We start from the raw sequence: 24869 nt of genomic DNA on the forward strand, positions 1-24869 counted from the left end.
ATGACCAGAGCGACGCCGCCCCGGTCCGGCCCCACCCGGCGCGCCGGACGCCGACTGTCAGATGAGGAGAAGGCGATCTGGGCGCAGGTGGCCCGGACGGTGACGCCGCTGACGCCTGAACCGCGCACGCCTGCCGCATTCGTCGGACCTGCCGCAGTGGAGACGCCGCCGCCTGCATCTGTGCCTGCCCGGCGCAAGGGCCGCGTACCGCCGCCGCTGCCGCCTCGGCCCGCAGCGCCACAGGCTCAGCCGGTGTTGCCCGTCAATCTCGACGGTTCGTGGGAAAAGCGGATCGCGAAGGGCACCCTGCTGCCCGATTTCAGCCTTGACCTGCATGGCTCCAATCTGGATCAGGCCTATCTGCGGCTGATGCACGGCCTTTCACAGGCGCGCGTGATGGGCGCGCGCGTGGTGCTGGTGGTGACCGGCAGACCACGCCCGGTGGACGCCGCCGACCGGGGCAGCGCGCGCGGCGCGATCCGCGCCAAGATCGCCGACTGGCTGGCCGCCAGTGAGCACGCTTCCGACATCGTGGCGGTACGCGGCGCGCATCGGCGCCATGGCGGGCAGGGGGCGCTTTACGTGGTGCTCAGGAAACGACGTTGAGCCCGACTGTGCGCCGGGTGCCCCCGAAGGGTGATCTTGTTACAAATGTCAGGAGAATGTGTGGAGGCCCGAGCCGGAATCGAACCGGCGTGCACGGATTTGCAGTCCGCTGCGTCACCACTCCGCCATCGGGCCCCTCATGGTGGACTGCGCGCCTAGCAACCGATCGAGGGGAGCGCAACGGGTTTCGCGAGTGATCGGCACGATTTGCGGTTCGTCGCTGCAGAATTTCCGGGAACCGCAGGGCGATCCGGGCTATTCCTTGCTTCCGCGACGACGCCTGCGCACGGCGTAGGCATCGTCAGTCCTGCAGAAAGGCGCCTGTCATGATTCTTGGAGCCGTACTCGCCGGCGGATTGTCCAGCCGCTTCGGCAGCGACAAGGCGCTGGCGGAGATAGACGGGCGCACGCTCATCTCGTTGGCGGTCGATGCACTCTCGGGATGGTGCGAGCATGTCGTGGTGACGGGACGCGAAACAGCCCCTGCGCCTACGCTGCCGGATTGGCCCAGAGCGGGGCTTGGGCCGCTGGGTGGGGTCGCTGCGGCGATGCACCATGCGCTGGACGAGGGGTACGAGGCGGTGATGACCTGCGGGGTCGATGCCGGGCTGCTTCCGGACGACCTGCTGGCCGTGCTGGGGCAGGCGCCCGCCTATCTGGTGCAGCAGCCGGTGATCGGCATCTGGCCGGTCTCTGCGATGCCCGCGCTGGAAGCGATCCTGCAGGGCACGCAGAGCCATTCGATGCGCCGGTTCGCCGAAGCCATCGATGCGCGCGGCGTCGAATTGTCCGCCCCGATCGCCAATATCAACACCCCGCACGATCTTGCGGCGATACGTGCCAGGTAGCTTTCAGGCGGTGACCTGAAGGCTCAGCGAAGGCGCCCGACCCTGGATGAAGCCGGTTGGCGCGGGGCGGGCCCGCTCCATGTCCGTGACCAGGCAGTATCCACCCGCAGGTGCAGTCGCTATCATGCCTGCAAGGTTCACGAAGCTCAGCTTGCGGCGCAGGCGCGACATGTGGACGGCGATGCTGTTGGTTTCGGGCACGAAACCCATCCGCCATACGTCCTGAATCAGATCCTGCTTGCTGACCGACTCACCAGGTGTGTCGGCCAGCCGCCAGATCAATGCGAATTCGCGCGGGTTGAGATTCAGCGGCTTGCCGCAGCCATATGCCTCCCGCGTGAGGAGGTCGAGTTCCAGATCGCCCAGGCGACGGTGCCGCGGCAGCCAGCGGGCCATCTCGGCCAGACGCGATGCACGCAGTTCGAATTCGCCGCCATCGATCAGGCTGCCGGTGAAGGCATCGCCGAAACCCTGCCTCAGCAGGTCCGTGCGTTCGTCCCCGGTCAGGCTGCCGATCACGATGACGAAGCGGCGCACGTCGCGCGGCATCGCCATCATCGCGTCCCAGCCGGTCTGGTCCTGCCGGTCCACCGGCATGATGCCGATGGCGTCGATCAGCGCGCCTTCGCCAAGATCGAGAATCCAGCCCCGCGTTCTCAAATCCAGTTCGCCCGGAATCCGGTCCGAACCCATCCAGCGAAAACGGTAAGGCATCTCCCGTTGTAAAAGCAAATCCGCCATCAATCCCCCGATCCAGCACGAATGCTGCAGTCGCGAGGAGATGGCGGATTTTTACCTTCTGGGACAACACGTATAATTTTACAGGACTAAGACTAAATTAACCCTCCAAACCCGCTAAATTACGTGCTTTTACAGTCTGTACCAGTTCACGATGAAGGCGTGTTGACCCCCTTGGAGGCCAAGAACCGCTTCACGTTGCGCGCGGCCTGGCGCAGGCGCTGCTCGTTCTCGACCATGGCGATTCTGACGAAGCCTTCACCGTCCTCGCCGTAACCGACGCCGGGTGCGACGGCGACTTCGGCATGGGTCAGCAATTGCTTGGAGAATTCCAGGCTGCCCATGTCCTTGAGCGCGGGGGGCAGCGGCGCCCAGGCGAACATCGATGCCTTGGGCGCGGGAATGTCCCAACCGGCGCGACCGAACGCCTCGACCATGACGTCGCGGCGCTTCTGGTAGAGGTCGCGGTTGCGCTGGACGATGTCCTGCGGTCCGTTGAGCGCCGCGCAGGCAGCCGCCTGGATCGGCGTGAATGCGCCGTAGTCGAGATAGGACTTCACGCGGGTCAGCGCCGAGATCAGCTTCTGGTTGCCCACGGCAAAGCCGATGCGCCAGCCGGCCATCGAATAGGTCTTGCTCATCGAAGTGAATTCCACCGCGACGTCCTTGGCCCCCGGCACTTCCAGAACCGAACGGGTCGGATTGCCGTCGTAGTAAAGCTCCGAATAAGCGAGGTCGGACAGGATCCAGACCTTGTTCTCCTTCGCCCAGGCGACGAGGCGCTCGTAGAATGCCAGATCGACCGTCTCGGCCGTGGGGTTCGACGGGTAGTTGACGATCAGGATCGAGGGGCGCGGCACCGTGAAGGCCATCGCGCGGTCCAGCGAACGCCAGTAGTTCTCGTCCGGGGTGGTCGGCACCGAGCGGATCGTCGCACCGGCGATGATGAAGCCGAACGTGTGGATCGGATAGCTGGGGTTCGGCGCCAGCACCACGTCGCCCGGCGCGGTGATTGCGGTGGCGAGGCTCCCGAGCCCTTCCTTCGACCCCATCGTCACCACGACTTCGCGTTCGGGGTCCAGTTCGACGCCGAAGCGGTTGGCGTAGTAGTTCGCCTGAGCACGACGCAGGCCCGGAATGCCCTTGGACTGCGAATAGCCATGCGCGTCGGGCTTCTGTGCCACTTCGCACAGCTTGTCGAGGACGTGCTGGGGCGGGGGAAGGTCGGGATTGCCCATGCCGAGGTCGATGATGTCCTTACCGGCAGTGCGGGCTGCGTGCCTCATCGCGTTCACTTCGGCGATGACATAGGGCGGCAGTCGCTTGATGCGGTAGAACTCGTCTTCCATGACCTGTAGGTATCCAGTAACTTGGGCGGCAGGATCGCCGCACCGCCCCTGTAGGGGATAACGGTCGCCTCGCAAATGGGGTTCGCGAAAATGCGCATCGCCAAAATGTGCGAACGCGAAAGATAATTGCACGTTTTGTCATGGGTGCACATGCGAAGAGGGGTCGACACGGTTCGCCGAGCAGGCCAACGTAAAGCTCAAACTCATTGGAGAGCGATTGCCGATGGCCACCGACGCCGAACCTGTCAGCGCCGACCTCATCAGCGATGTCATGAAGATCCAGACGCAGGCCTTCACCTCCCTGTTCGGGCAGATGGTCCCGGTCGAGCGTGCTGCCGAAGCCGAACCGACCGTGCAGTGGGCAGAGATCGTCGGGCGGCTTCAATCGATGTGGGCCGACTTCCAGGTGGAGCAGCTGACGCGGACCAGCGCCGAAGCGCCGTCGCACTTTGCCGACCCCGTCAGATGGGCTGCTACCGCAGAAGGCGTGTTCCGCCAGCTGCCCTTCACCAATCCCGAGGTGCAGCAGAAGCTGTGGAACGACGGGCTGTCGCTGGTGAATGCAGTCTTCGGGCAATATGGCCTGGGACCGCGCGCCGACGATGCGGCGCCGCAGCCCGAACTGCCCCGCAGCGATCGCCGCTTCGCGGATCCCGAATGGCGCCGCCAGCCGTTCTTCGCGATGCTCCATCAGCTGTACCTGATGATGAGCGAGCAGGTCACCGGCCTTGCCGAGGCGGTGGAGGGGCTGGAGCCTGCGCGCAAGGCGCAGCTGCTGTTCGCCACCCGCGCCATGGTCGATGCGCTCAGCCCGGCGAACTTCCCGCTGACTAACCCCGTGGCGCTTGCCCGTGCCACAGAGACGCGCGGCGAAAGCCTGGTGCGCGGATTCGAGAACATGCTCGACGACATGCGCAAGGGCCAGCTCACGCACACCCGCCCCGGCGCCTTCGTGTTGGGAGAGAACATCGCGGTGACGCCGGGCAAGGTCGTGTTCGAGACGCCGCTTTACCAGCTGATCCAGTACACCCCGACCACCGACAAGGTGCTGGCGACGCCGCTGGTCATCTTCCCGCCGTGGATCAACCGTTTCTACATCCTTGACCTGAACGCCAAGAAGAGCTTCGTGCGCTGGGCTGTGGAGCAGGGCATTACGGTGTTCATGGTCTCGTGGAAATCGGCGGACGCATCGCTGGCGGACGTGGTGTGGGACGACTACGTCGCCGCACAGATAGAGGCAGTGGACTTCGCGCGCGAACGGCTTGGCGTCCCCTCGGTCCATACCATCGGCTACTGCGTGGCGGGCACCACGCTGGCGGCGACGCTGGCGGTTCTGGCGCGCAAAGGAGAGGGCGACAAGGTTGCGAGTGCCACCTTCTTCACCGCGCAGGTCGATTTCGAGGAAGCGGGCGACCTCAAGAATTTCATCGACGACCAGCAGATAGAGACGCTGGGCCATCTTTCGCCCGAGGGCTACCTTGATGGGCGCTATCTCGCGGCCAGCTTCAACCTGCTGCGTGGCAACGACCTGATCTGGAACTATGTGGAGCGCAATTACCTGAAGGGGGAGGACTATCCCGCCTTTGATCTGCTTCACTGGAACGGCGACGTCACCAACCTGCCGGCGCGGTGGCATCGCGATTACCTGCGCGACCTCTACCGCGACAACCGGCTGGCCGTCGCCGATTCGCTGTCCGCCTGCGGTGTGCCGATCGACCTGCACCGGATCGCGACGCCGACTTACATCCAGGCCGGACGCGAAGACCATATCGCCCCACCACGCAGTGTCTGGAAGCTGAAGCGCTACCTTGCCGGTCCTGCCACGTTCGTGCTGGCAGGGTCCGGGCACATCGCGGGCGTGGTGAACCCGCCCTCCTCGGGCAAGTACCAGTACTGGACCAACCCGGATTCGCCCGAGACACTGGAAGACTTCGTGGCCGGGGCAAAGGAACATGCCGGGTCGTGGTGGCCGCACTGGGCCCAGTGGCTACGCGCGCTCGATCCCGCGGAAGTTCCGGCAAAAGGCAAGCGCAAGCCCGGCGGCCGTGGCGACAAGGTGCTCGAAGATGCGCCGGGCCGCTACGTGGCGGCTCGTTAAGGCCGCAGAACCATGAACAAGATCCATTTCGGCTTCTCTTGCAGGTTCATCCGTCATGGCCGTTGATGCTGACACATGTTTGTAATCTGCGCTCGGCAGCCTATAGCGGTAGGATCTGAGGGTTTGACGCGCTGCAGCATCAATTTGTGCAGCGCAGCATACAGGAGTTGACTTCGCTTCTGCAAAAACCTATTTTGCACTGCAGCAACGGTCTGTGCGACTCGTATTGGCAAGCAGACCGCCGGACGAAGGTCCGGATCGAAATCGAAGTTTTCACGGGAGGCTGGATTTACAGATGGCCGATAATGAAGACCCGAAGATCAATGTCGCTCCGGGAACGACGCCCAAGCTGGTCGAGGCGAAAATTGCGCCTAAGCCTGAATTGACTGCTGGCGCCAATCCGGCGCTGCCGTCCAAGGCCGATCTGCCGCCGGTTGGCGCGCCGATTGTTTCGCCAAAGGTTCCGGAGCAGGTCAAGGTCGCTCCCGTGAAGTCGGCAGCGATCGCGCCTGTGACGATCCCAGAGGTCGCCACACCCGCAAAGATCGCCAAGCCCAAAGCGGTCCCGGCAGCCAAGGCGCCGACGATCAAGGCCCCTGTTGCCAAGGCTCCAGCAGCCAAGACGGCCCCGGTCAAGGCGAAGCCCGTTGCAGTTGTTTCGACCGTGGCCGCTGCGGCCAAGGTCAATCCGGCGAAGACCGCTCCGGTCAAGTCGGAAGTGAAGGTTGCCAAGGACGTCAGTGAGGCAGTTGCGACTGTTTCGGTTCCGAAGGCGGCCGCCCCCAATGCGACGCCCAAGATCGCACCCACGCCTGCATCGCAGCCCGATGCCGGCAAGCCCGCCTTCGCAGGACTGTTCTCCAATTTCATGCTTGAGGAAACGACAATGAACGCAAGCGCTAACTTCTCCGGTTTCCAGAACGCCGTCAGCCAGGCTCAGGCCCAGGCCAAGGCTGCTTTCGACAAGGGCACGTCGGTGCTCGGCGAAGTCAGCGACTTTGCCAAGGGCAACGTCGAAGCTGCCGTCGAATCGGGCAAGATCTACGCCGAAGGCGTCCAGGCTCTGGGTTCGGAACTGGTAGCCGAAAGCCGCACCGCGTTCGAAACGCTGACCGGCGACTTCAAGGAACTGGCCGCTGCAAAGTCGCCCACCGACTTCTTCAAGCTGCAGAGCGACCTCGTTCGCAAGAACTTCGACACGGCCGTGGCCTACAGCTCGAAGAACAGCGAAGCGATGCTCAAGCTGTTCAGCGACACGTTCGCGCCGATCTCCGGCCGCGTGAGCCTCGCCGTCGAGAAGGCACGTTCGGCTTCGGTCTCGTCGCCGGCTTCGCCGCTCTGAAGATACGGCGCAGCTGGTCGGGCACTTCGTCCGGTTTGCCGCGCGACTGACAAGAGAATATGGGCCGGGGCACTTGTTATCAGGTGCCCCGGTACGATATTCTGAGCACCATGATTTCCCCGATCGCCGATTCCGACCTGCTCCTTCCTTCGCTCGCGTCCATTCCGGGCATGATGGCTGACGAAGGCGATTCCGATAACGGAACGGGCGACGATCACCAGATCGGCATTGCCACCAAGACTCGCGCAAAGCCCAAGAAGCCCAGCCAGTTCAAGGTGCTGATGCTCAACGACGATTACACCCCGATGGAATTCGTGGTGCTGGTCCTCAAACGTTTCTTCCACATGGATCTGGAACAGGCGACTCGCGTCATGCTGCACGTCCACCAGAAGGGCGTCGGCGTCTGCGGGGTCTTCCCTTACGAAATCGCCGAAACCAAGGTGAACCAAGTGATGGATTTCGCCCGGCAGAACCAGCATCCCTTGCAGTGTACGCTGGAGAAGGCCTGAACGCCCCCGCGTCTTCAGGCAGCATCCCTAAACAAACGCGATATGGCAACCTTGCTTGCCGCGCCGGGTTCAACAGGTGATCCGGAGGCGCTGCATCTCGCCGGACCGGTGCGACAAATCGCTTTGCCCTCCCGGCCCCAGCCGTTAAGGGCAGGAGTGAACGGTGAGTGACGACATCTAAGTGAAGTTCTTCAACGCCCTGGACCGCTACATCTTCCGCCTCGTGCTGATGCCGATGCTGGGCATATTCCTGCTCGCCGCGTCGCTGCTGGTGCTCGACAAGATGCTGCGCCTGTTTGATTTCGTCGCGACGGAAGGTGGGCCGGTGGGCGTCGTCTTCAAGATGCTGGCGAACATGCTGCCCGAATATGCGAGCCTGGCGATTCCGCTCGGGCTCATGCTTGGCATCCTGATGGCCTTCCGCAAGCTGGCGACGAGCAGCGAACTGGACGTCATGCGCGCCGTCGGCCTCAGCTACACCCGCATGTTGCGCGTCCCCTATATCATCACGCTGGTGCTGGTAGTGGCGAACTTCGCGATCGTCGGCTACCTTCAGCCACTGTCGCGTTACTACTACGAAGAACTCAACTACGAGCTGAAATCCGGCGCGCTGGGCGCGTCGATCAAGGTGGGCGAGTTCACCACGCTCAAGGATCGCATCGCGCTGCGTATCGACGAAAGCCGCGATGATGGACGCAAGCTGATGGGGATATTCGCGCGCCTGTCGAACGACAAGGGGCAGGTGCTGTCCATTTCCGCGCGCGAAGGGCGTTTCCTTTCGCTAAAAGGCAGCCCGGACACCATCATTTTCCGTCTGGAGCAGGGCCAGATCATTCAGGACGAACCTGGCAAACCGTCGCGCGTGCTGGCATTCACCCGGCATGACCTGCCGATCGAACTTCCCGCGATCGAGAAGTTCCGCCAGCGCGGCGGTCAGGAGCGCGAGTACCTGCTTCCCGAACTGCTGAAACTGGGCTGGAACAAGGATGCGCCCAGTGACGAGCGTGTTTCCAGCCAGGCAAACTTCAATTATCGCGTCGTCGAAGTGGTGATGATGCTGCTGTTGCCGCTGCTGGCGGTGGCTCTGGCCATTCCGCCCAAGCGCTCTACGTCTGCGCTCGGCCTGTTCGTGTCGATCGTGATGGTGGTGGCCTATCACAAGGTCAACCAGTACGCGAACGACGTGGCGTCTCTCGGCAAGATGAGTCCGATCCTTGGCTTGTGGGGGCCGTTCTTCATTTTCGCGGCAATCATCCTGTGGATGTACTGGCGCGTGGCCTACGTGCCGGGTGGGCAGGCCATCGGCTGGCTGGAAACCGCGTCCGACAAGATCGTGAAACGCCTGAAATCGCTGCTGCGCCGCAACCGGCGCGGACCGATCCTGCCGACGCCTGCGGACCAGAGCTGACATGAACCTCGAATTCTTCCCGTCCCGCTCGCTGACGATCTATCTGGCACGGCTGTTCGTTACCCGCATTGTCGCGGTGCTCATCATGCTGGTGCTGGTGCTGCAGGTGCTCGATCTGCTGGGCGAGAGCGGCGACATCCTGGCCTATAAGGGCAACGGCCAGATGCAGCTGCTCTATTACGTCAGCCTGCGCGTGCCGCAGCTGATTGCGCGGTTCCTGCCTTATTCGGTGCTGCTGGCCACGATCATCACGTTGGCCACGCTGAACCAGAACAGCGAAGTGATCTCGATGAAGGCGTCCGGCCTGTCCGCGCATCAGGTGCTGGCGCCGCTGATCCTGACCGCGCTGGTCATTTCCGGCATCAGCTTTGCCTTCAATGAACGGGTGGTCACCCGCGCCGCGCGCACGTTGGATGCCTGGCAGGCGGTGGATTACGGCCCGGTGCCAAAGGACGCCAGCCCCAAGGCGAACCTTTATCTGGCAGACGGGCGCGACCTGCTGCTGGCCCAGTCGCTGTCGGGCGAGGGCGCCGGCATGACCCTGCACGGCGTGACGTACTATCGGCGCGACGGCAACGACATGATCGTGGAGATGATGCGCGCGCCGACGGCGACTTACGCCAATCCCGGCTGGAAGCTGGACAAGCCGGTAAAGTTCGTGGTGGCCGATACGACGACCACCAATCTGGCTTCGGCCACGGTCGCGCCAGGCATCACTCCGATCAAAATCTTCGTATCCAAGGTAGATGCCGACGCCGAGGACATCTTTACGCTGGCCGGGTCGATCCAGTCCGTGCGTGAGGCAGGCCGCCGCACGACCGATCTTGACGCGGCGTGGTGGCACAAGCTGTCGGGGCCGCTGGCTTCGGCGCTGATGCCGTTGCTGGGCGCCGTGGCCGCGTTCGGCCTTGCGCGTTCGGGCGCGCTGCTGATCCGCGCGGTAACCGGGATGGCGCTCGGCTTTGCCTACTTCGTGTTCGACAACGCGGCGCTGGCGATGGGCAACTTCGGGGGCTATCCGCCGTTGATCGCGGCGTGGGCGCCGTTCGTGCTCTTCGCCCTGATCGGTGAGACGGTGCTGATCCGGACCGAGGAATAAGGCCCGTGAATACGGCCCCCGGAGCGATCCGAAGGCCGCTTCTTCACCGTACCTTCATCGTGCTGCGGGCCAGACGGCCCAGCAGCGGCGCAAGGCCCGGATAGCTCGCCTTGCCGTAGGTCGTCCCGGCATCCAGATGCGCGGTCAGGCGGCGATGCGCTTCGGCCAGCGAGTGATAGGGCATCGACGGCAGCAGGTGGTGCAGCGCGTGATAACGCAGGCCTACCGGTGCCCACATCGCCGCGACGAAGCCGGGCGGCGGCACGTTCACCGAATCAAGGTACTGTGCGGTCACGGTCATCGCCTCGCCGTCGTTCTCCCACAAATGGGCGACGAGGGTCCGGACCTGGTTCAGCAGCGCGGTGAACGAAACGACGCAAAGCGCGATCAGCAGCGGCCTCCATCCCCAGGTAGCGCTGGCGGCCAGCACCGCGATGGCCCATGCAGAGCAGCCCAGTTCCTGCCAGAACACCTGCCGGGCGAATTCGCCCTCGGCCTTGCGGCGGCGGTACTGCGGGTTGATCGCCAGCGCCGATGCGCGTTCCCACACCAGCTTGCGCAGGGGCGGGAACACCACGCCCAGCGGCACCAGCACGGCGGAGCGGATCAACAGCGCCACCGGCAGCAGGATCGCGGTCAGCGCGAAGACCGGCAGGCTCCACGGCTTCATCAGGGCCAACGGCAGGTATTCGGGATCGTCTACGGTGCCATAGCGGGTGCGTGCATGGTGCTGGGTATGCACGCCTTCGTACATCAGCGAGGGGATCAGCATCGGAATGCCCACCAGAAGGTTCCACCCGAAGCGGAAGCCGGGCAGGGCATCCTTGTGGATGTGCGTCAGTTCATGGATGAACAACAGCGCGCGATAGAGCGCAAGCGAAGACACCAGCCCCAGCAGCACCGCAACCGCCGGATTGCCGACAAGGATCGCGCCGGCCAGTGCGGCATAGCCGACCAGAGCGCTCATCAGCATGTCGGACCAGTAGATGCCGGGCCTTGCCGTCGCAATGTCGCGCGTCAGGTCGACGGCAGCGCGCAACATCGCCTTGTCATCGGGAATCTGCGAGTGCCACGTCGATCCCTGCACGGCGTCTCGTGCATTGGATTGGGGCAGGTCGATCGCATTCTGGGCATTCATGGGACAAGATTTCCAAAGTGTTTCCGGGCATAGCCCGCCCGGAATTGGCTTCACCGCGAATCGCTGGGCTTGACAAGGCGACGCCATCGGCAGCACCTCGCGCGCATATTCATCTACGCCAGAACAAAGGCAGCATCGTGGCCGAACTAGTCATCACTCCGATCTCCAGCAAGGCCGACATCGCCGCTTTTGTCGATCTAGCTTATCGACTCAATGCGTCAGATGAGAACTGGGTGGCCAATCTGCGCTCGGAAGAGATTTCCAAGTTCACCCCCGGCAAGAATCCGTTCTTCGAACATGCCCGCGTCCAGTTGTTCCTGGCGAAGCGGAACGCGCGCGTGGTGGGACGCATATCGGCGCACATCGATGAACAGGCACTGAAACAGCCGATCGAGCAGGGCATGGGGCCGGGCACCGGCAACTGGGGCGCGATCGAAGCGGAGGATGCCGAGACCGCCCATGCGCTGATCGCCGCTGCCGAACAGTGGCTGCGCGATCAGGGCATGACCCGCGTGCTGGCACCGATGAACCTTTCCGTCTGGGAAGAGCCCGGCATCCAGACAGTGGGCCACGATCATCCGCCGATGGTCATGATGGCGCACCACAACGCCGCGTACCAGGGCTGGATCGAAAGCCAGGGCTATGCGGCGGTCAAGACGCTGAAGACTTACGAACTGGACGTGACGAAGCAGTTCCCGCCACTGATCCAGCGGATCGTTTCGTCGGGCGAGAAGAACGCCAAGATCGTCGTGCGCAAGGTAGATCTGAAGCACTTTGCCCGCGATGCCACGATCATCTGCGAGATTCTCAACGATGCCTGGTCGGACAACTGGGGTTTCGTGCCGTTTACCGACAAGGAAATCGAATATACCGGCAAGGCTTTGAAGCCGCTGGTCCATCCCGAACTGATCCTCATCGCCGAATACGAAGGCGAGCCGGTCGCGTTCATGATGACCCTGCCGGACCTCAACGGCATCCAGATGAAGGTCAACAAGCGGACTGGCAAGCCGTCGGTGCTGGGCCTGCTCAAGCTGCTGCTGTGGCTGCGCAAGCCCAAGCCGGCGGACATGCGCGTGCCGTTGATGGGCGTGCGCAGGAAGCTGCAATCCTCACGCCTTGCCAGCCAGCTGGCTTTCATGATGATCGAATACATTCGCCGTGCTGCCGTGGCGAAGTTCGGGGCGCGGCGTGGCGAGATCGGCTGGGTTCTGGAGGACAATCAGGGAATGGTCGCCATTGCTGATGCCATCCAGAGCACGGTCAACCGCGAATACGTGATCTACGACAAGACGCTTTGATGACCGGCCCGCTCCGGCATTGCCGGGGCGGGCAGGGCGGAACTGCGGTCTGTACAAGGCGATCCGCGGCAATGCGGAATCTTATTGCACATGATAATCAATATAGATAATGGCGCGAGCGTGCGGCGCCCGTCGCGCGATCTTGCTTTCTTTACCCTGTCGACCGTGCCGTGCCCAATGCGTTCCGATCGCGGGTGCCCATGCGATGGGGCTTATTCTGGAAAGAGCAGCCATGAATGTCCTAGACGATGCAATGAAGCGCCTCCTGTCCGTGCAACTGCCGATTCAGGCGACGGTGAGCAGGGACGGGCTGCCCGATATCGGGCCGAAGCGCTCTCTGCGGGTCTATGACGATACGACGCTGATCTTCAACGAGAACACCGGCGGCCAGACCCTGCGCAACATCAACGAGGGGTCGAAGATGGCCATCGCGGTGATCGACCGGGATGCGCTCGACGGCTATCGCTTCGTCGGCAGCCCGGAAGTCTTCTCGGAAGGAAAGCCGTTCGACGATGCATGTGCCTTTGCCGAAACGGCGGGGATAAAGACGCCCAAGTTCGCAGTGCTCGTTCGTATCGAGGAAATCTACACGCTCCGGTCCGGCCCCACGGCGGGCCAAAAGCTGTAACCCTCTTCAGCCGGGCGCATCCCTGGCGGCGGTGAACAGTGCCAGCTGCGCATCGAAGGCGCGGCGGAACGCCGGTCGTTCCTCTGCGCGCGCCACATAGGCGGCGATGGACGGATGCGCCTCCAGCAGGCCGGAGCCGGACAGGCGGCGCAGGACCGAGACCATCATCAGGTCGCCCGCGGTGAACGCTCCCTCCAGCCAGTCTTCGTCGCCCAGCCATGCGGCCAGTTCGCTCAGGCGGATGTGGACCCGCTCGTGCAGGGTGGCCAGCCTTTCGGCGTGCCAGGGGCGGTCTTGCTCGAACAAGGCCGCCATCGATCGCTCCACGACCGGCGGCTCCACGGTGCTCAGCGCCGCGAAGATCCACATGACGGCGCGGGCACGGGGATCGGGGGCGTCGGGCAGCAGCCCGGGATGGCTATGAGCCAGATGGAGCACGATGGCCCCCGATTCGAACAGCACCAGCGGGGGAGCTTCCGGGCGGGTCTCCTCGAACGCGGGGATCTGGCCGAAGGGATTGCGGCGGCGGTGCTCGGCCTGCTTCATGGCGGTGAAGGAAACCGTGCGCACCGCATAAGCCAGGCCCGCTTCTTCCAGTGCCCAGCGCACGGGCATGTCACGCGCTAGGCCGCGTCCGCCGTCGGGTGAGTTGGCGAAGACGGTGAGGATGATGCTCATTTCACAGGCCTCCTTGCGAAAGACGCGCCGTCCTGTAGGGCGGCGCGTCTTCGTTGCGGGTTATCCGCGGGGCGTGTGGCCGATCACCGGCACTGGATGTCGCCCTTGTCGATCTCCCGGCCCAAAGCGCCGCCAAGGACGCCGCCAAGGATCGTACCGATGGTGCGGTCGCCATTGCCGGCAATCTGGTTTCCGGCCAGCGCACCCACGCCCGCGCCGATGATCAGGCCGGTCGTGCCGTTATCGCGCTTGCAGTAATAGCGACCGTCACGGCCACGCCAGACGTGCGAATCGCGGGTGATGCGGCGCGGCTGGCGATAGCGGCCACGATCGTCGTAATCGTTGCGCCAGCTTGAGCGCCTGTCGTCGCGGCGATCTCCACGCCTGTCCCAATCGCGCCTGTCCCAGTCGCGATCGTCACGGTCGCGGCGGCCATGGGCAGGCGCCCACGGCGGCGGGTCGGCGGAGACCGGCGCGACGGGCAGGGCGGTAATGGTGGCGGCCATCGCGGCCAGAGCCAGCAGGAACTTCTTCATCTTCTTTCTCCTGCGCTGCATCAGCGATTATCCATGAAGACGCCTCTGGACCGCCGCGCGGCAACGGGCGATTAACAAGAGCGTCTCGCGATCCGCAAGAAGACGGCGAGCGCCGTCCCTGCGGTGAAACGTTCACAAGTGCAATCGGTGCAGGAAGGCAAGTCATGTTTCTCGATCTCGTCGACGTTTTCGGTTCCGGTCCGTTGAGCGGCAACCCGCTGGCCGTGGTGCGCGGCGGGGAAGGGCTGGATGCGGCGGCGATGCTGGGACTGACCCGCTGGCTGGGCTTTTCGGAAACGACGTTCCTGCTGCCGCCCACCGATCCTGCGGCGGACTATCGCGTGCGGATATTCTATCCTGCGGGCGAACTGCCGTTTGCCGGTCATCCCACGCTTGGCAGTGCCCATGCCTGGCTGGCGGCGGGCGGCACGCCGCGCACGCCCGGAAAGGTCGTGCAGGAATGCGGCGTCGGCCTTGTTGAAGTGCGGCAGGAGCACGATCGCCTTGCCTTCCGCGCGCCGCCGCTGATCCGCTCCGGCCCCCTCGATGCGGATGACCGGGCAGAAGTTCTGCGGCTTACCGGCGCGGCTGAAGAAGATGTCGTCGCCGCGGTTCATGCGGCGAACGGGCCGGGCTGGAAACTGCTGCATCTTTCCTCGGCACAAGCGGTGCTGGCAGCGGAGCCGGTGGCGCGCGCCCCGGCGGGAACGGACGTGGCGTTGCTGGGGCCGTGCGCTCCGGGTGCCGCCGCGCAGTTCGAACTGCGTGCGTTCTTCGCCGATCCTGCCGGGCGCGTGGTGGAGGATCCGGTGACCGGCAGCCTCAATGCAGCAGTGGCGCAATATCTGTTCGACAGCGGGCAGGCGCACGGCGCTTATGTCGCCGCTCAGGGGCGAAAGACCGGCGCCGATGGCCTTGTCCATTGCTCGCGGGAAGAATCCACGGGCGCGGTGTGGGTGGCCGGCCGGGTGGAGACAGTCTCTTCCGGCGGCGCGCTTTCCATGCCCTGACTTATGCCGGCGCCGGCCCGTGTTCCGGCGGAGCGGGCCAGGCGATGTGGCCGATGAGGTTTTCGACGAAGGCGACATGCTCGGCAAGGTCTGCAGGGGTCGGGCGCAGCAGGACGTCACTGCGATAGCCAGTCACCGCTGAGGAAATGAGCTGCGTCAGCCTCGCCGCTTCCTCAGCGTCGAAGGCGGTGGCGAAGAACGTCGATATGGCGCCGCGCAGCTTGATCGGCCCGCGCGTGTAGAACGCCTCCTTGATCTCGGGAAACCGTTCTCCCTCGCTGGTGACCAGGCGATAGAGCATCACCGAACTGGTGCGTAGCAGGCAATCGATGAAGCGCAGGCAGGCGCGGCGCAGCGCGGGTATGGAGAAGCTCTGTCCGGTTAGAACTTCGTCCACATCACGTGCGAATGTCTCCACATGCCGGTCGATGACGGCCGTGAAGAGATCTTCCTTCGAGGCGAAATGCGCCCAGAGCGTCGCCTTCGATCCGCCCACTGCATCGGCGATCCCGGACATGGTGGTGGCGGCGTAGCCCTGCTCCAGGAACATGCCCGACGCGATGCTCACGATTTCGGCGCGCTTGCGGACCTTGTTCAGCTCCCGCTTCGATAATTCCGTATTTTCTGTCATGGTGTACTCCGCAGTACAGTTTTTCGTTGACAGAAACAAGCAGGCAAACGAATGGGGCCGTACCGATGAGTACAAAATTCCCCCCTCGAGTCGCGACAGTGGCCCTGCTGATCGCCTCCAGCTCGCTTGCAGCATGCGGCGTGCCCAATCTGGGACCGCGCGCGCAGCTGCGTCCTCCTGCTTCGCTTGACAGCGCCGCTTCCATTCAGGGCGTTGCTGCCGAATGGCCACAGGAACGCTGGTGGACCGCTTACGGCGATACCCAGCTGGATGGCCTGATCGACGAAGCGATCAAGGGTTCGCCCGACGTCGCCACGGCTATCGCCCGCATCCGGCAGGCGCAGGGCGCGTTGCAGTCGTCGCGCGCGAACCTGCTTCCGCAGATCGGCGGGCAGGGCTCTGCCGCGTTCGAAAAGCAGAGCTACAACAACGGCACTCCCGCCGAAGCCCTGCCCAGGGGTTGGAAGGACTACGGCACGCTGGCGCTGTCGGCGAACCTCAACCTCGACATCTGGGGCAAGAACCGGGCACTGCTGGCCGCCGCCACCTCGGCCACGGAAGCGGCGATTGCCGACGAACGCCAGGCCGAACTGGTGCTGGCGTCCGAAGTCGTCTCTTCGTACTTCGATCTCGGCCGCCTGCTTGAACGCCAGAAGGTGCTCGAAGGCACGCAGGCTGCGCGGGACAATACCGCAACGCTGATCGGCCAGCGGGTGGAGCAGGGGATCGAGAATCAAAGCTCGCAGCGGCAGGCCAATGCACTGGCCGCGCAGGCGCGCGGGGCCGTGGTCGCCAATCGCGAGCAGATCGAGAAGCGCCGCCATGCTCTGGCCGCCCTGCTGGGCGCCGGGCCGGATCGTACGCTGACGCTGACCCCACCCGCGATTGCCACGATCGCGCCGACGCCGGTCCCAGCCGACGCAGGCATCGCACTGGCAGGGCGTCGCCCGGACATCGTCATGGCGCGCCGACTGGTTGAAGCATCGGACAAGGGCGTGGAATACGCAAAGAAGTCGTTCCTGCCCGATATTTCGCTGCGTGGCCTGATCGGCCTGAGCTCGCTCGGCATCTCGAACCTGTTCGACGACGGGTCCGACTATGGCAGCGCGGGCGGGGCGATCAGCCTGCCGATCTTCCAGGGCGGTAAGCTGTCGGGCCAGTACCGCATGGCGCGGGCGGGTTATGACACCAACGTCGCCAGCTACAACAAGGCGGTGATCGGGGCGCTGCAGGAAGTCGCCGATGCCCTGTCTACCCGCGCTTCGGCAGCGGAGCAGGAACAGCACGCCATCGACGCGCGCCGCGAAGCCAACGCCGCCTACGACCTGTCGTTCCAGCGTTACAGGGGCGGGCTCAACACCTACATCGACGCTCTGAACGTCGAGACCACCGCGCTCGACGCCCGCCTTGCGGCTGTCGACGCCCATTTCGCCACCCTTGCCAGCGAAGTCGCGCTCAAGCGCGCCCTTGGCGGTGGTTATGCAGAAGATTCAGCCAGGAAAGCCACGACCGATGAGTGACGAAACCAGCAGCAGCGTGGTGGACAAGAGCAAGCGCAAGAACCTCCTGCTCGGCCTTGGCGGTGCGGTGGTGGTGATCGGCGGGCTGTGGTTCCTCTATGAGGAATTCATCGCCAGCGGTTCGGTCTCCACCGACAACGCCTATGTCGCGGGCGAGAACGCACAGGTCACGCCGCTGACCTCGGGCCGCGTGATCGACGTGCTCGTCACCGACACCCAGCCGGTGCGCAAGGGCCAGTTGCTGTTCCGGATCGAGGATTCGGACCAGCAGATCGCAGTCCAGCAGGCCGAAGCCAACCTGGCGATGATGCAGCGCAAGTACGGCCAGTCGCTGGCCAACAATGCCGCGCTGGGTGCCGCCGCCGGTGCCAGCGATGCGCAGATCAACACCGCGCGTGCCGGCCTTGCATCCGCGCAGGCGTCTCTGACCAAGGCGGAGACGGACTACAAGCGCCGCGCGGCGCTGGCCAATACCGGCGCCGTCTCGGGCGACGAACTGACCACCGCGCGCCAGGCGCTGGATTCGGCGCGCGCGTCCTATCAGGAAGCGCAGGCAGGGGTCGCGCAGGCGCGGGAAAACGCCCGTAGCGCCCGCCGCCAGGAAGAAGCCGCCGTCGCCCTGACCAAGGGCACGAACATCCAGACTGCACCGGAAATCCTGCAGGCGCAGGCCCAGCTGGCACAGGCCAGGCTGGACCTCCAGCGCACCGTCGTGCGCGCGCCGATCGACGGCGTCGTTTCGAAGCGGACGATCCAGGTCGGCCAGCGGATCCAGGCCGGTTCTCCGGCGATGATCGTGGTGCCGGTGGGTGAACTCTACGTCGATGCCAACTTCAAGGAAGATCAGCTCGCTCGCGTCCGGCCCGGCCAGAAGGCGGTGCTCAAGTCCGACCTCTATGGCGGCAAGATCGAGTACCACGGCAAGGTCGTGGGCTTCTCGGGCGGCACGGGCGCGGCGTTCTCGCTGATCCCGGCACAAAACGCGACCGGGAACTGGATCAAGGTTGTGCAGCGTCTGCCGGTGCGCATCCAGCTCGATCCCAGGGAACTGAAGGAGCATCCGCTGCGCGTCGGCCTCTCGATGGAAGCCGAGATCGACCTGACGGACGCCAACTGATGGCCGGCGCTGCTTCCGCAGCGGCGCAGGGCGGTGCGCAAGGCGGCCCCAGGACGTTGAGCGGCGCCAAGCTGGCGCTGGCCGGCTTCGTGCTGGCCATGGCCAACTTCATCGTGGTGCTGGACACCACCATCGCCAACGTCTCGGTCCCGCACATCGCCGGCGGCCTTGCTGTCTCGGTGTCGAGCGGCACCTGGGTCATCACGTCCTACGCGGTGGCGGAGGCGATCTGCGTGCCGTTGACGGGTTGGCTGTCTGGCCGGTTCGGCGCCTTGCGCGTGTTCATGTTCTCGCTGATCGGCTTCGGCGTATTCTCCACGCTGTGCGGGCTTTCGGGCACACTGGCGGCGCTCGTTGCGTTCCGTCTGGGCCAAGGGCTTTGCGGCGGTCCGCTGATGCCGCTGACGCAGACGCTGCTGCTCAAGATATTCCCCAAGGAAATGCAGCCGCGCGCAATGGCGATGTGGGCGATGACCGTCGTCACCGCGCCGATCGCCGGACCGATCCTGGGGGGCTACATCTCCGACAACTGGTCGTGGGAGTGGATCTTCTTCATCAACGTGCCCATCGTTGCGCTGATTTTCTTCGGTGTCTGGGTGCTGTTGCGCGATCAGGAAACGCCCACGCAGAAGCTGCCGATCGACAAGGTGGGTCTGGCGCTGCTGGTCGTCTTCGTGGGCGCGTTCCAGATGATGCTCGACCTTGGCCGCGACGAGGACTGGTTCTCGTCCACACGGATCGTGGCGCTGGCGTGCATAGCGGCGGTGTTCTTCGTGGCATTTCTCATATGGGAACTGACGGAAGAGCATCCGATCGTGGACATCTCAGTGTTCCGTTATCGCGGCTTTTCTGCGGCGACATTGTCGCTGACGATCGCGTTCGGCACGTATTTCGCCTCTATCGTCATCATCCCGCAGTGGCTGCAGACCTCGATGGGGTACACCGCCACCGAAGCCGGCAAGGCGATGGCGTTCAGCGGCGTGCTGGCGGTGTTCGCATCGCCTTTCGTGCCCAAGCTGATGCAGAAGTTCGATCCGCGCCTGCTCGTCTTCGTGGGCGTGTCGTGGATCGGCGTCTGCGCGTTGATGCGGATGACGTGGTCCAACGATATCACGTTCTGGACCATCGCCATGCCGCAGCTTCTGCAGGGCGTGGGCGTGTCGCTGATGATCGTGCCGCTGACCACGATCAGCCTCAGTTCGGTCCAGCCGCACCAGACGGCGGCCGCAGCGGGCATTGCCAACTTCGGGCGCACGCTGGCCGGCGCCGTGGCGACGGCCATCGTGACCACGATGTGGAGCGACATGGGGCGCGAGAAGAGCGCCGAACTGGCAAGCGTGCTCAACGGCGCGGACGCCACCGCGCAATCGCTGCAGCAGCAGGGCTACAGCGCAGAGCAGGCGAGGGGCCTCATCGCCCAGATGGTCGAAAGCCAGGGCACGGCGGTCGCCACCGGCGAACTGTTCGTGATCTGCGCGATCGCGCTGTTCATCGCCGCGACCACGATCTGGCTGGCTCCGCGCCCGCCCAAAAATGCCAAGCCCGCATCAGGGCACTGATCCTCTTGCCGGCACCTTGAAAGCCCCCCATTTTCAAGGTGCCGGCGCGATGGACCGGATGGAAGGTTCAGACGGCCCCCCAGCCCCCGAATGTCGTCCTGCTTTCCATCCGGTCCTCGCACCGTTTCAGCACGTTAGTGGCTTGCATGTCGGCTGGCACGACCCCACTGCTGACCCATGACGATGTCGGCGCGCCGCCAGGCTCCCGCCGTCGCCCGTAATCGCGGGCCGATCCTCGACGTCCTGCGCGATGCGCTGCCTGTGTCCGGGCGCGTTCTTGAGGTGGCATCGGGCACTGGCGAACATGCCGTCCATTTCGCGGCGGCGTTCCCCGATCTCATCTGGCAGCCCAGCGATCCCGATCCGGACGCCCGTGCTTCCATCGCTGCTTGGCGCGAAGAGGCAGGGCTGAACAACCTGTTGCCGCCTGTCGCGCTGGATGCATCATCGCCGCAGTGGCCGGTTAGCGACACGGAGGCGGTCGTGTGCATCAACATGATCCACATCAGCCCGTGGGAGGCGACTGAGGGTCTGATGGCTGGCGCGGCGCGGGTGCTCGACAGTGGTCGGCCACTCATCCTCTACGGCCCGTTCCGGCGCGAGGGCCTGCCGCTGGAGCCGAGCAACGCCGCATTCGATGCGGACCTGCGGCAGCGCGATCCGCGCTGGGGCCTGCGCACGGTGGAGAGTGTCAGGGTCTGCGCCTTCGATCAGGGGCTGGCTTTCGACAAGCTGGTGGAAATGCCCGCCAACAACCTGATGCTCGTCTTCAGGAAGGCCTGAAGCTGCGCCGGACCAGCCGGGGCAGCACCAGCGCCTGACCCACCGCCCGGCCGCCGAACAGCACGGCAAACGCGGTCCACAGGCCATGATTGCCCAGCGGCTGCAGCAGTGCCAGCAAGGCGAGGTAGGCGACCATCGCTACGCCCATCGTCATCAGCATCGCCCGCGTCCAGCCCGCACCGACGAACACGCCGTCGAAAACGAATGAGGACACCCCGATCACCGGCAGCACCGCCAGCCATGGCGCGTAGCGAGCCGTGGTGACGATAACGGCGGGGTCTGTGCTGAACGCGGCGGCCAGCGACGGACCGGCCGCAGCGTAAATCGCGGAGAGCGCCAGTCCGGTCGACCCGCCACTGACGAGCGTGGCCCGAATGGCAGCGGTGAAGCGCGCACGCGATCCGGCGCCCAGCGCTTCGCCGCACAGCACCTGCGCGCCGCTTTCGAACCCGTCGAGCAGCAGCGTGGCCAGCATGAACAGCTGGAACAGCACTCCATTGGCGGCCAGCGTCACCGGTCCCGCCCGCGCGCCGATGCGGGCGAACAGCAGGATCGATCCGGTCAGCAGCAGCGTGCGGATGAACAGGTCGCGGTTGAGCGCGAATAGCCGCGCCAGTTCCGCGCGCGCCCAGGTGGAGCGGCGGCGCAGGGCAAGCACGGTGTCCCGCGCGGCACCGGCGCGAATGACGACCACGCCGAGCAGCACGAACTTGAGCGCCTCTGAACTGACCGTCGCCACCGCAACGCCGGCAACGCCCCAGCCGACCACCAGCACCAGCAGCAGATCAAGGCCGATGTGGAAGACGTTGGCGGCAACCTCTGCAACCAGCACACTGCGCACGCGCCTTTGCCCGATCAGCCACCCTGTCAGCACGCAGTTCGCCAGCCACAGCGGAGCCGCCCAGTAGCGCACGGCGATGTAGGTTTGGGCCGCGTCGCGTACCGGCCCCTGCGCGCCCAGCAGGTCCAGCCCCAGCGGCACCGACAGAGGCATCGCCAGCAGCAGCGCCGTGCCAATCGCCAGGCCCACCGCCATGGCGCGCGCCAGCGTCTCTCCCGAATTGCCGTCGCCGCGTCCTGAACCTTGCGCGGTCAGGGCGACAGTGCTGGTGCGCAGGAAATTGAAGACGTTGAGCAGGCCGAGCATGAACTTGGCGCCCAGTTCCACGGCGCCCTGCGCGGATGCGTCGCCAAGGCGCCCGATGGCCCACATGTCGGCCAGACCAAACAGCGCGGTGGCCACGTTGGTCAGCATCGCAGGCAGCGCGATCGCCCATAGCTGCCGGTTGATCGATGGCACAGCCGGGGCGTCAGGGGAAAGGACGGTCACGCGGTCTCGACGGTTTGTGGTGGGTGACGGTGAGCGTGTAGCGAATCGCAGGAACGAAGCAAGAAGCCGGGATCGAGGGAACTCACGCGTGCTGCACCGCGACAAAAATCATCGGTGCCGGACAAAATGTCCAAGGCACAATGCTTGTAATTAGCGCCGAAATAAGGGATATTGAGATTATTGCAGAAGGCCGTAACGGTATGCTGCAATTGCGAGGAAATCGGCGCGCCGGAGTGATTGGATCATCCCCGGCGCGCTCTCTCCCAACACCGGTAAGGTCGCAATGACCTTTCGCCTGTCACATTGCACAAGTATTCGACTTTGGCAAAGCCCGAATTGCGTTTCATGCTGCGCAGCGCGCGAAAATTTCCACGCGCATTTCTGGCTGATTTCCGCGAAGTTTCATGTCCGGCGCTATCATGCTGGGAAATGTTTCCCGGGACGCCACAAGCCGCGCTCAATGGGTCAGCGTCGATGCAGGCGCGGCCTTGCCGAAGAGGTAGCCCTGGCCCAGCGTGCACCCTTCGTCGCGCAGGTAATCGCGCTCGATCGAACGCTCTATGCCCTCGGCGGCAACGGTCAGTCCCAGGCTGCGGCCCAGCCCGATAACGGCGCGGATCACGGCGCGTGAATTGGCCTCGTGGTCGAGGTTCAGGATGAACGACTTGTCGATCTTGATCTTGGTGAACGGGTAGTTGAGCAGATAGCTCAGCGAGGAGTAGCCGGTGCCGAAATCGTCCAGCGAGATGCCGATGCCGAAGGCGCGCAGATTGCGGATGATCGCCGAAGGGCGCGGTCCCTTTTCCATCAGAACTGCTTCCGTGATTTCCAGCTCCAGCCGCTCGGCGGCAAGGCCGGAGGTCGACAGCGCGTTGATGACCGTGCTCAGCAGGTTGCCGTTGCGGAACTGCAGGGGGGAGACGTTGACCGCTACCTTGACGTGATCGGGCCACGCCATGGCCGCCTGGCAGGCGCTGGCCAGCACGAAGCGGCCGATCTGGTCGATCAGGCCGATCTCCTCGGCCAGCGGCACGAAGATGTCGGGCCGCACCGCGCCGCGTTCCGGGTGGTTCCAGCGCAGCAGCGCTTCGTAGCACTGGACTTCGCCCGACTGCAGATCGACGAGCGGCTGGTAGTGCACTTCCAGCCCGCCTTCGCGTACAGCGGCGCGCAGGTCGATTTCCAGCCGGTTCTTTTCCTGCGCGGCAGCGTCCATGCCGGCCTCGAAGCTGCGGCAGGTGCCACGCCGCTCGCCCTTGGCGGCATAAAGCGCAAGATCCGCATAGCGCAGCAGCGTCTCCGGATTGTCGCTGTCATACGGAGAGGATGCAAAGCCGATGGTGGCGCCGATGTGGATGATGTGGCCCTGGACGTGGAACGGCTCGGACAGGGTGGTGATGATCGACTTGGCCACCAGTTCGGCCTGAGTCACGCTGGAGCGGCGGAAGATAAGGGCGAATTCGTCGCCGCCGATGCGGCACAGCAGTGCTTCGGGCGGGATCAGTTCGCGCATCCGGCGGGCGGCTTCGGTCAGCACGATGTCGCCGAAATGATGGCCATAGGTATCGTTTACCGGCTTGAAGTGGTCGAGATCGACCATCGCCAGCGTGACCGTCTCATGCGGGGCGGCCTGCTCCAGCAGTTCGCTGAGGTAGGCGTGGCAATGCGCGCGGTTGGCGAGCCCGGTCAGTTCGTCGTGCCGCGCCATGTAGGCCATGCGCTGTTCGATGCGGCGCCGTTCGGTAACATCGAAGATCGAGACGATGGCGCCTGCGAACCCTGCCAGATCGGATATGCGCGTGGCGATGACGGTTTCGATGCACGTGCCGTCGCGCCGCAGCATCTGCCAGCACTCGCTGGTGTCGGAACGGTCGGTGCCGAGCAGTTCCGCCGCGCGGGCGCGCCCCGATCCGGCGAAAAGGTCGGCGGCGGGCAGATCGGACATCGCCCCCGGAGCATAGCCGAACAGCGAGCAGGCGGCGTCGTTGGCTGTGCGGATGCGGCCGCTGTCACGATCGTAGACGAACATCGCCAGGGGGTTGCGCTCGAACAGCAGGCGGAAGGCTTCTTCCTTCTGCTTGAGATCGGTGATGTCCACGCGCACGCCGATGGTGCCGCCGCTGGCAAGGCGGCGTTCCTCGATCATGATGCAGCGCCCGTTGGACAGCCACTGTTCGTGCCGGGTGCCAGGCTGGGCAAGGTGTTCGAGGCGGCTGGCGAGCCATTCTTCCTCTTGCCCCAGCGCTTCGGGATAGTCGCCGCGGGCGATGCCGATGCGCAGGGTATCACCCAGCTTGGCGCCGCGCTGCAGAAGGTCGGCGGACTTTTCGTAGATCTGGGCGTACTTTTCGTTCCACAGGACGTAGCGGCCATCCTCATCGAGGAAGACCACCCCCTGCGGGATGGCCTCCATCGCCTCGCGCAGGCGGGTTTCGGCAAGCGACGCGGCCCGCAGCGCCGTTTCGATGGACGTGAGGTGCGCGTCCTCACTGTTCATTTCGTGATCAAGCCCCAGATACAACGCACATTCCCCATCTGAACCCATGCAGGCTATGGCGAAGGAGGTTAATTTTCTGCCCTATCGTGACGAAGTTGCGACATCGAAGGCGCCGAACTCCGCCAGTCTGCAGGATGAATTTTCTGT

At 64.5% G+C, this 24869-nt stretch carries 22 protein-coding genes and 1 tRNA gene; 14 read left to right on the top strand and 9 right to left on the bottom strand.

What is annotated here, in order from left to right; all coding sequences use genetic code 11:
- Complete coding sequence (locus GGR40_RS11785; RefSeq protein WP_429276425.1) at nt 1-606, top strand: Smr/MutS family protein; 606 nt, start codon at nt 1-3, stop codon at nt 604-606.
- Nucleotides 607-667: 61 nt separating this feature from the next.
- Here the strand turns inward: GGR40_RS11785 and GGR40_RS11790 are convergent.
- Nucleotides 668-741 (bottom strand) — tRNA-Cys (locus GGR40_RS11790).
- A gap of 191 nt (nt 742-932) precedes the next feature.
- Between GGR40_RS11790 and mobA the strand changes: the two genes are divergently transcribed.
- Entirely contained in the window at nt 933-1454 is a 522-nt protein-coding gene (gene mobA / locus GGR40_RS11795) for a molybdenum cofactor guanylyltransferase (RefSeq protein WP_429276426.1), read from the top strand.
- 3 nt (nt 1455-1457) lie between these two features.
- Here the strand turns inward: mobA and GGR40_RS11800 are convergent, their stop codons facing one another.
- A complete protein-coding gene (locus GGR40_RS11800; RefSeq protein WP_429276427.1) occupies nt 1458-2168 on the bottom strand; it encodes a winged helix-turn-helix domain-containing protein in 711 nt (236 codons plus the stop codon).
- Between the two features lie 173 nt (nt 2169-2341).
- Nucleotides 2342-3541 (bottom strand): LL-diaminopimelate aminotransferase, encoded by a 1200-nt coding sequence (locus tag GGR40_RS11805; RefSeq protein WP_429276428.1) that lies wholly within the window; start codon nt 3539-3541, stop codon nt 2342-2344.
- 223 nt (nt 3542-3764) lie between these two features.
- On the opposite strand from GGR40_RS11805, the gene GGR40_RS11810 reads away from it, so the two are divergent.
- The 5 genes from GGR40_RS11810 to lptG all read left to right on the top strand — a co-directional run bounded on the left by GGR40_RS11810 (nt 3765) and on the right by lptG (nt 9997).
- Nucleotides 3765-5639, top strand: a complete 1875-nt coding sequence (locus GGR40_RS11810; protein ID WP_429276429.1) for a PHA/PHB synthase family protein — start codon at nt 3765-3767, stop codon at nt 5637-5639.
- A 295-nt stretch (nt 5640-5934) separates the two neighbouring features.
- Nucleotides 5935-6981: a phasin family protein gene (locus GGR40_RS11815; RefSeq protein WP_429276430.1), complete on the top strand. Its 1047-nt coding sequence runs from the start codon at nt 5935-5937 to the stop codon at nt 6979-6981.
- Nucleotides 6982-7151: 170 nt separating this feature from the next.
- Nucleotides 7152-7490 carry an ATP-dependent Clp protease adapter ClpS gene (gene clpS / locus GGR40_RS11820; protein ID WP_429276545.1) on the top strand — a complete coding sequence of 113 codons (339 nt, stop codon included), beginning with the start codon at nt 7152-7154 and terminating at the stop codon, nt 7488-7490.
- A 181-nt stretch (nt 7491-7671) separates the two neighbouring features.
- Nucleotides 7672-8898 carry an LPS export ABC transporter permease LptF gene (gene lptF, locus GGR40_RS11825; RefSeq protein ID WP_429276431.1) on the top strand — a complete coding sequence of 409 codons (1227 nt, stop codon included), beginning with the start codon at nt 7672-7674 and terminating at the stop codon, nt 8896-8898.
- A gap of 1 nt (nt 8899) precedes the next feature.
- Nucleotides 8900-9997 (top strand): LPS export ABC transporter permease LptG, encoded by a 1098-nt coding sequence (lptG, locus tag GGR40_RS11830; RefSeq protein WP_429276432.1) that lies wholly within the window; start codon nt 8900-8902, stop codon nt 9995-9997.
- Nucleotides 9998-10040: 43 nt separating this feature from the next.
- Here the strand turns inward: lptG and GGR40_RS11835 are convergent, their stop codons facing one another.
- Nucleotides 10041-11135: a fatty acid desaturase family protein gene (locus tag GGR40_RS11835; RefSeq protein WP_429276433.1), complete on the bottom strand. Its 1095-nt coding sequence runs from the start codon at nt 11133-11135 to the stop codon at nt 10041-10043.
- Between the two features lie 137 nt (nt 11136-11272).
- On the opposite strand from GGR40_RS11835, the gene GGR40_RS11840 reads away from it, so the two are divergent.
- Nucleotides 11273-12433 carry an N-acetyltransferase gene (locus GGR40_RS11840; protein ID WP_429276434.1) on the top strand — a complete coding sequence of 387 codons (1161 nt, stop codon included), beginning with the start codon at nt 11273-11275 and terminating at the stop codon, nt 12431-12433.
- 253 nt (nt 12434-12686) lie between these two features.
- A complete protein-coding gene (locus tag GGR40_RS11845) occupies nt 12687-13061 on the top strand; it encodes a pyridoxamine 5'-phosphate oxidase family protein (RefSeq protein WP_429276435.1) in 375 nt (124 codons plus the stop codon).
- A 6-nt stretch (nt 13062-13067) separates the two neighbouring features.
- Here the strand turns inward: GGR40_RS11845 and GGR40_RS11850 are convergent, their stop codons facing one another.
- Together GGR40_RS11850 and GGR40_RS11855 are read right to left on the bottom strand one after the other, a co-directional pair.
- Nucleotides 13068-13739 (bottom strand): glutathione S-transferase family protein, encoded by a 672-nt coding sequence (locus GGR40_RS11850; protein ID WP_429276436.1) that lies wholly within the window; start codon nt 13737-13739, stop codon nt 13068-13070.
- Nucleotides 13740-13822: 83 nt separating this feature from the next.
- Nucleotides 13823-14275 carry a glycine zipper 2TM domain-containing protein gene (locus tag GGR40_RS11855; RefSeq protein WP_429276437.1) on the bottom strand — a complete coding sequence of 151 codons (453 nt, stop codon included), beginning with the start codon at nt 14273-14275 and terminating at the stop codon, nt 13823-13825.
- A gap of 164 nt (nt 14276-14439) precedes the next feature.
- Here GGR40_RS11855 and GGR40_RS11860 point away from each other — a divergent pair, with 164 nt between their 5' ends.
- Entirely contained in the window at nt 14440-15285 is an 846-nt protein-coding gene (locus GGR40_RS11860; protein ID WP_429276438.1) for a PhzF family phenazine biosynthesis protein, read from the top strand.
- Nucleotide 15286: 1 nt separating this feature from the next.
- On the opposite strand, the gene GGR40_RS11865 is transcribed toward GGR40_RS11860, so the two are convergent.
- Complete coding sequence (locus GGR40_RS11865) at nt 15287-15916, bottom strand: TetR/AcrR family transcriptional regulator (RefSeq protein ID WP_429276439.1); 630 nt, start codon at nt 15914-15916, stop codon at nt 15287-15289.
- 98 nt (nt 15917-16014) lie between these two features.
- Between GGR40_RS11865 and GGR40_RS11870 the strand changes: the two genes are divergently transcribed.
- From GGR40_RS11870 to GGR40_RS11885, 4 genes are all read left to right on the top strand, one after another.
- Nucleotides 16015-17436, top strand: coding sequence for an efflux transporter outer membrane subunit (locus tag GGR40_RS11870; RefSeq protein ID WP_429276440.1), 1422 nt, complete (start codon nt 16015-16017; stop codon nt 17434-17436).
- Complete coding sequence (locus GGR40_RS11875; RefSeq protein WP_429276441.1) at nt 17429-18553, top strand: HlyD family efflux transporter periplasmic adaptor subunit; 1125 nt, start codon at nt 17429-17431, stop codon at nt 18551-18553. Before GGR40_RS11870 ends, GGR40_RS11875 begins: the two co-directional genes overlap by 8 nt.
- Nucleotides 18553-20112, top strand: a complete 1560-nt coding sequence (locus GGR40_RS11880; protein ID WP_429276442.1) for a DHA2 family efflux MFS transporter permease subunit — start codon at nt 18553-18555, stop codon at nt 20110-20112. The genes GGR40_RS11875 and GGR40_RS11880 overlap by 1 nt, the downstream gene beginning before the upstream one ends.
- Nucleotides 20113-20289: 177 nt before the next feature.
- On the top strand, nt 20290-20895 hold the full coding sequence (locus GGR40_RS11885; RefSeq protein ID WP_429276443.1) for a DUF938 domain-containing protein: 606 nt from the start codon (nt 20290-20292) through the stop codon (nt 20893-20895).
- Here the strand turns inward: GGR40_RS11885 and GGR40_RS11890 are convergent.
- Entirely contained in the window at nt 20882-22225 is a 1344-nt protein-coding gene (locus GGR40_RS11890) for an MATE family efflux transporter (protein WP_429276444.1), read from the bottom strand. The genes GGR40_RS11885 and GGR40_RS11890 overlap by 14 nt on opposite strands.
- Before the next feature lie 457 nt (nt 22226-22682).
- Nucleotides 22683-24722 carry a putative bifunctional diguanylate cyclase/phosphodiesterase gene (locus GGR40_RS11895; protein ID WP_429276445.1) on the bottom strand — a complete coding sequence of 680 codons (2040 nt, stop codon included), beginning with the start codon at nt 24720-24722 and terminating at the stop codon, nt 22683-22685.
- Between the last annotated feature and the right edge of the window lie 147 nt (nt 24723-24869).

The organism is Novosphingobium gossypii, assembly GCF_050433305.1.
GTDB classification, from domain to species: domain Bacteria; phylum Pseudomonadota; class Alphaproteobacteria; order Sphingomonadales; family Sphingomonadaceae; genus Novosphingobium; species Novosphingobium gossypii.

Excerpts from the sequence above, each read along its gene's own strand:
- GGR40_RS11785 (WP_429276425.1), top strand. The coding sequence starts at position 1 with ATGACCAGAGCGACGCCGCCCCGGTCCGGCCCCACCCGGCGCGCCGGA.
- mobA (WP_429276426.1), top strand. The coding sequence starts at position 933 with ATGATTCTTGGAGCCGTACTCGCCGGCGGATTGTCCAGCCGCTTCGGC.
- GGR40_RS11800 (WP_429276427.1), bottom strand. The coding sequence starts at position 2,168 with ATGCCTTACCGTTTTCGCTGGATGGGTTCGGACCGGATTCCGGGCGAA.
- GGR40_RS11805 (WP_429276428.1), bottom strand. The coding sequence starts at position 3,541 with ATGGAAGACGAGTTCTACCGCATCAAGCGACTGCCGCCCTATGTCATC.
- GGR40_RS11810 (WP_429276429.1), top strand. The coding sequence starts at position 3,765 with ATGGCCACCGACGCCGAACCTGTCAGCGCCGACCTCATCAGCGATGTC.
- GGR40_RS11815 (WP_429276430.1), top strand. The coding sequence starts at position 5,935 with ATGGCCGATAATGAAGACCCGAAGATCAATGTCGCTCCGGGAACGACG.
- clpS (WP_429276545.1), top strand. The coding sequence starts at position 7,152 with ATGATGGCTGACGAAGGCGATTCCGATAACGGAACGGGCGACGATCAC.
- lptG (WP_429276432.1), top strand. The coding sequence starts at position 8,900 with ATGAACCTCGAATTCTTCCCGTCCCGCTCGCTGACGATCTATCTGGCA.
- GGR40_RS11835 (WP_429276433.1), bottom strand. The coding sequence starts at position 11,135 with ATGAATGCCCAGAATGCGATCGACCTGCCCCAATCCAATGCACGAGAC.
- GGR40_RS11845 (WP_429276435.1), top strand. The coding sequence starts at position 12,687 with ATGAAGCGCCTCCTGTCCGTGCAACTGCCGATTCAGGCGACGGTGAGC.
- GGR40_RS11850 (WP_429276436.1), bottom strand. The coding sequence starts at position 13,739 with ATGAGCATCATCCTCACCGTCTTCGCCAACTCACCCGACGGCGGACGC.
- GGR40_RS11855 (WP_429276437.1), bottom strand. The coding sequence starts at position 14,275 with ATGAAGAAGTTCCTGCTGGCTCTGGCCGCGATGGCCGCCACCATTACC.
- GGR40_RS11860 (WP_429276438.1), top strand. The coding sequence starts at position 14,440 with ATGTTTCTCGATCTCGTCGACGTTTTCGGTTCCGGTCCGTTGAGCGGC.
- GGR40_RS11865 (WP_429276439.1), bottom strand. The coding sequence starts at position 15,916 with ATGACAGAAAATACGGAATTATCGAAGCGGGAGCTGAACAAGGTCCGC.
- GGR40_RS11875 (WP_429276441.1), top strand. The coding sequence starts at position 17,429 with ATGAGTGACGAAACCAGCAGCAGCGTGGTGGACAAGAGCAAGCGCAAG.
- GGR40_RS11880 (WP_429276442.1), top strand. The coding sequence starts at position 18,553 with ATGGCCGGCGCTGCTTCCGCAGCGGCGCAGGGCGGTGCGCAAGGCGGC.
- GGR40_RS11885 (WP_429276443.1), top strand. The coding sequence starts at position 20,290 with ATGACGATGTCGGCGCGCCGCCAGGCTCCCGCCGTCGCCCGTAATCGC.
- GGR40_RS11895 (WP_429276445.1), bottom strand. The coding sequence starts at position 24,722 with ATGAACAGTGAGGACGCGCACCTCACGTCCATCGAAACGGCGCTGCGG.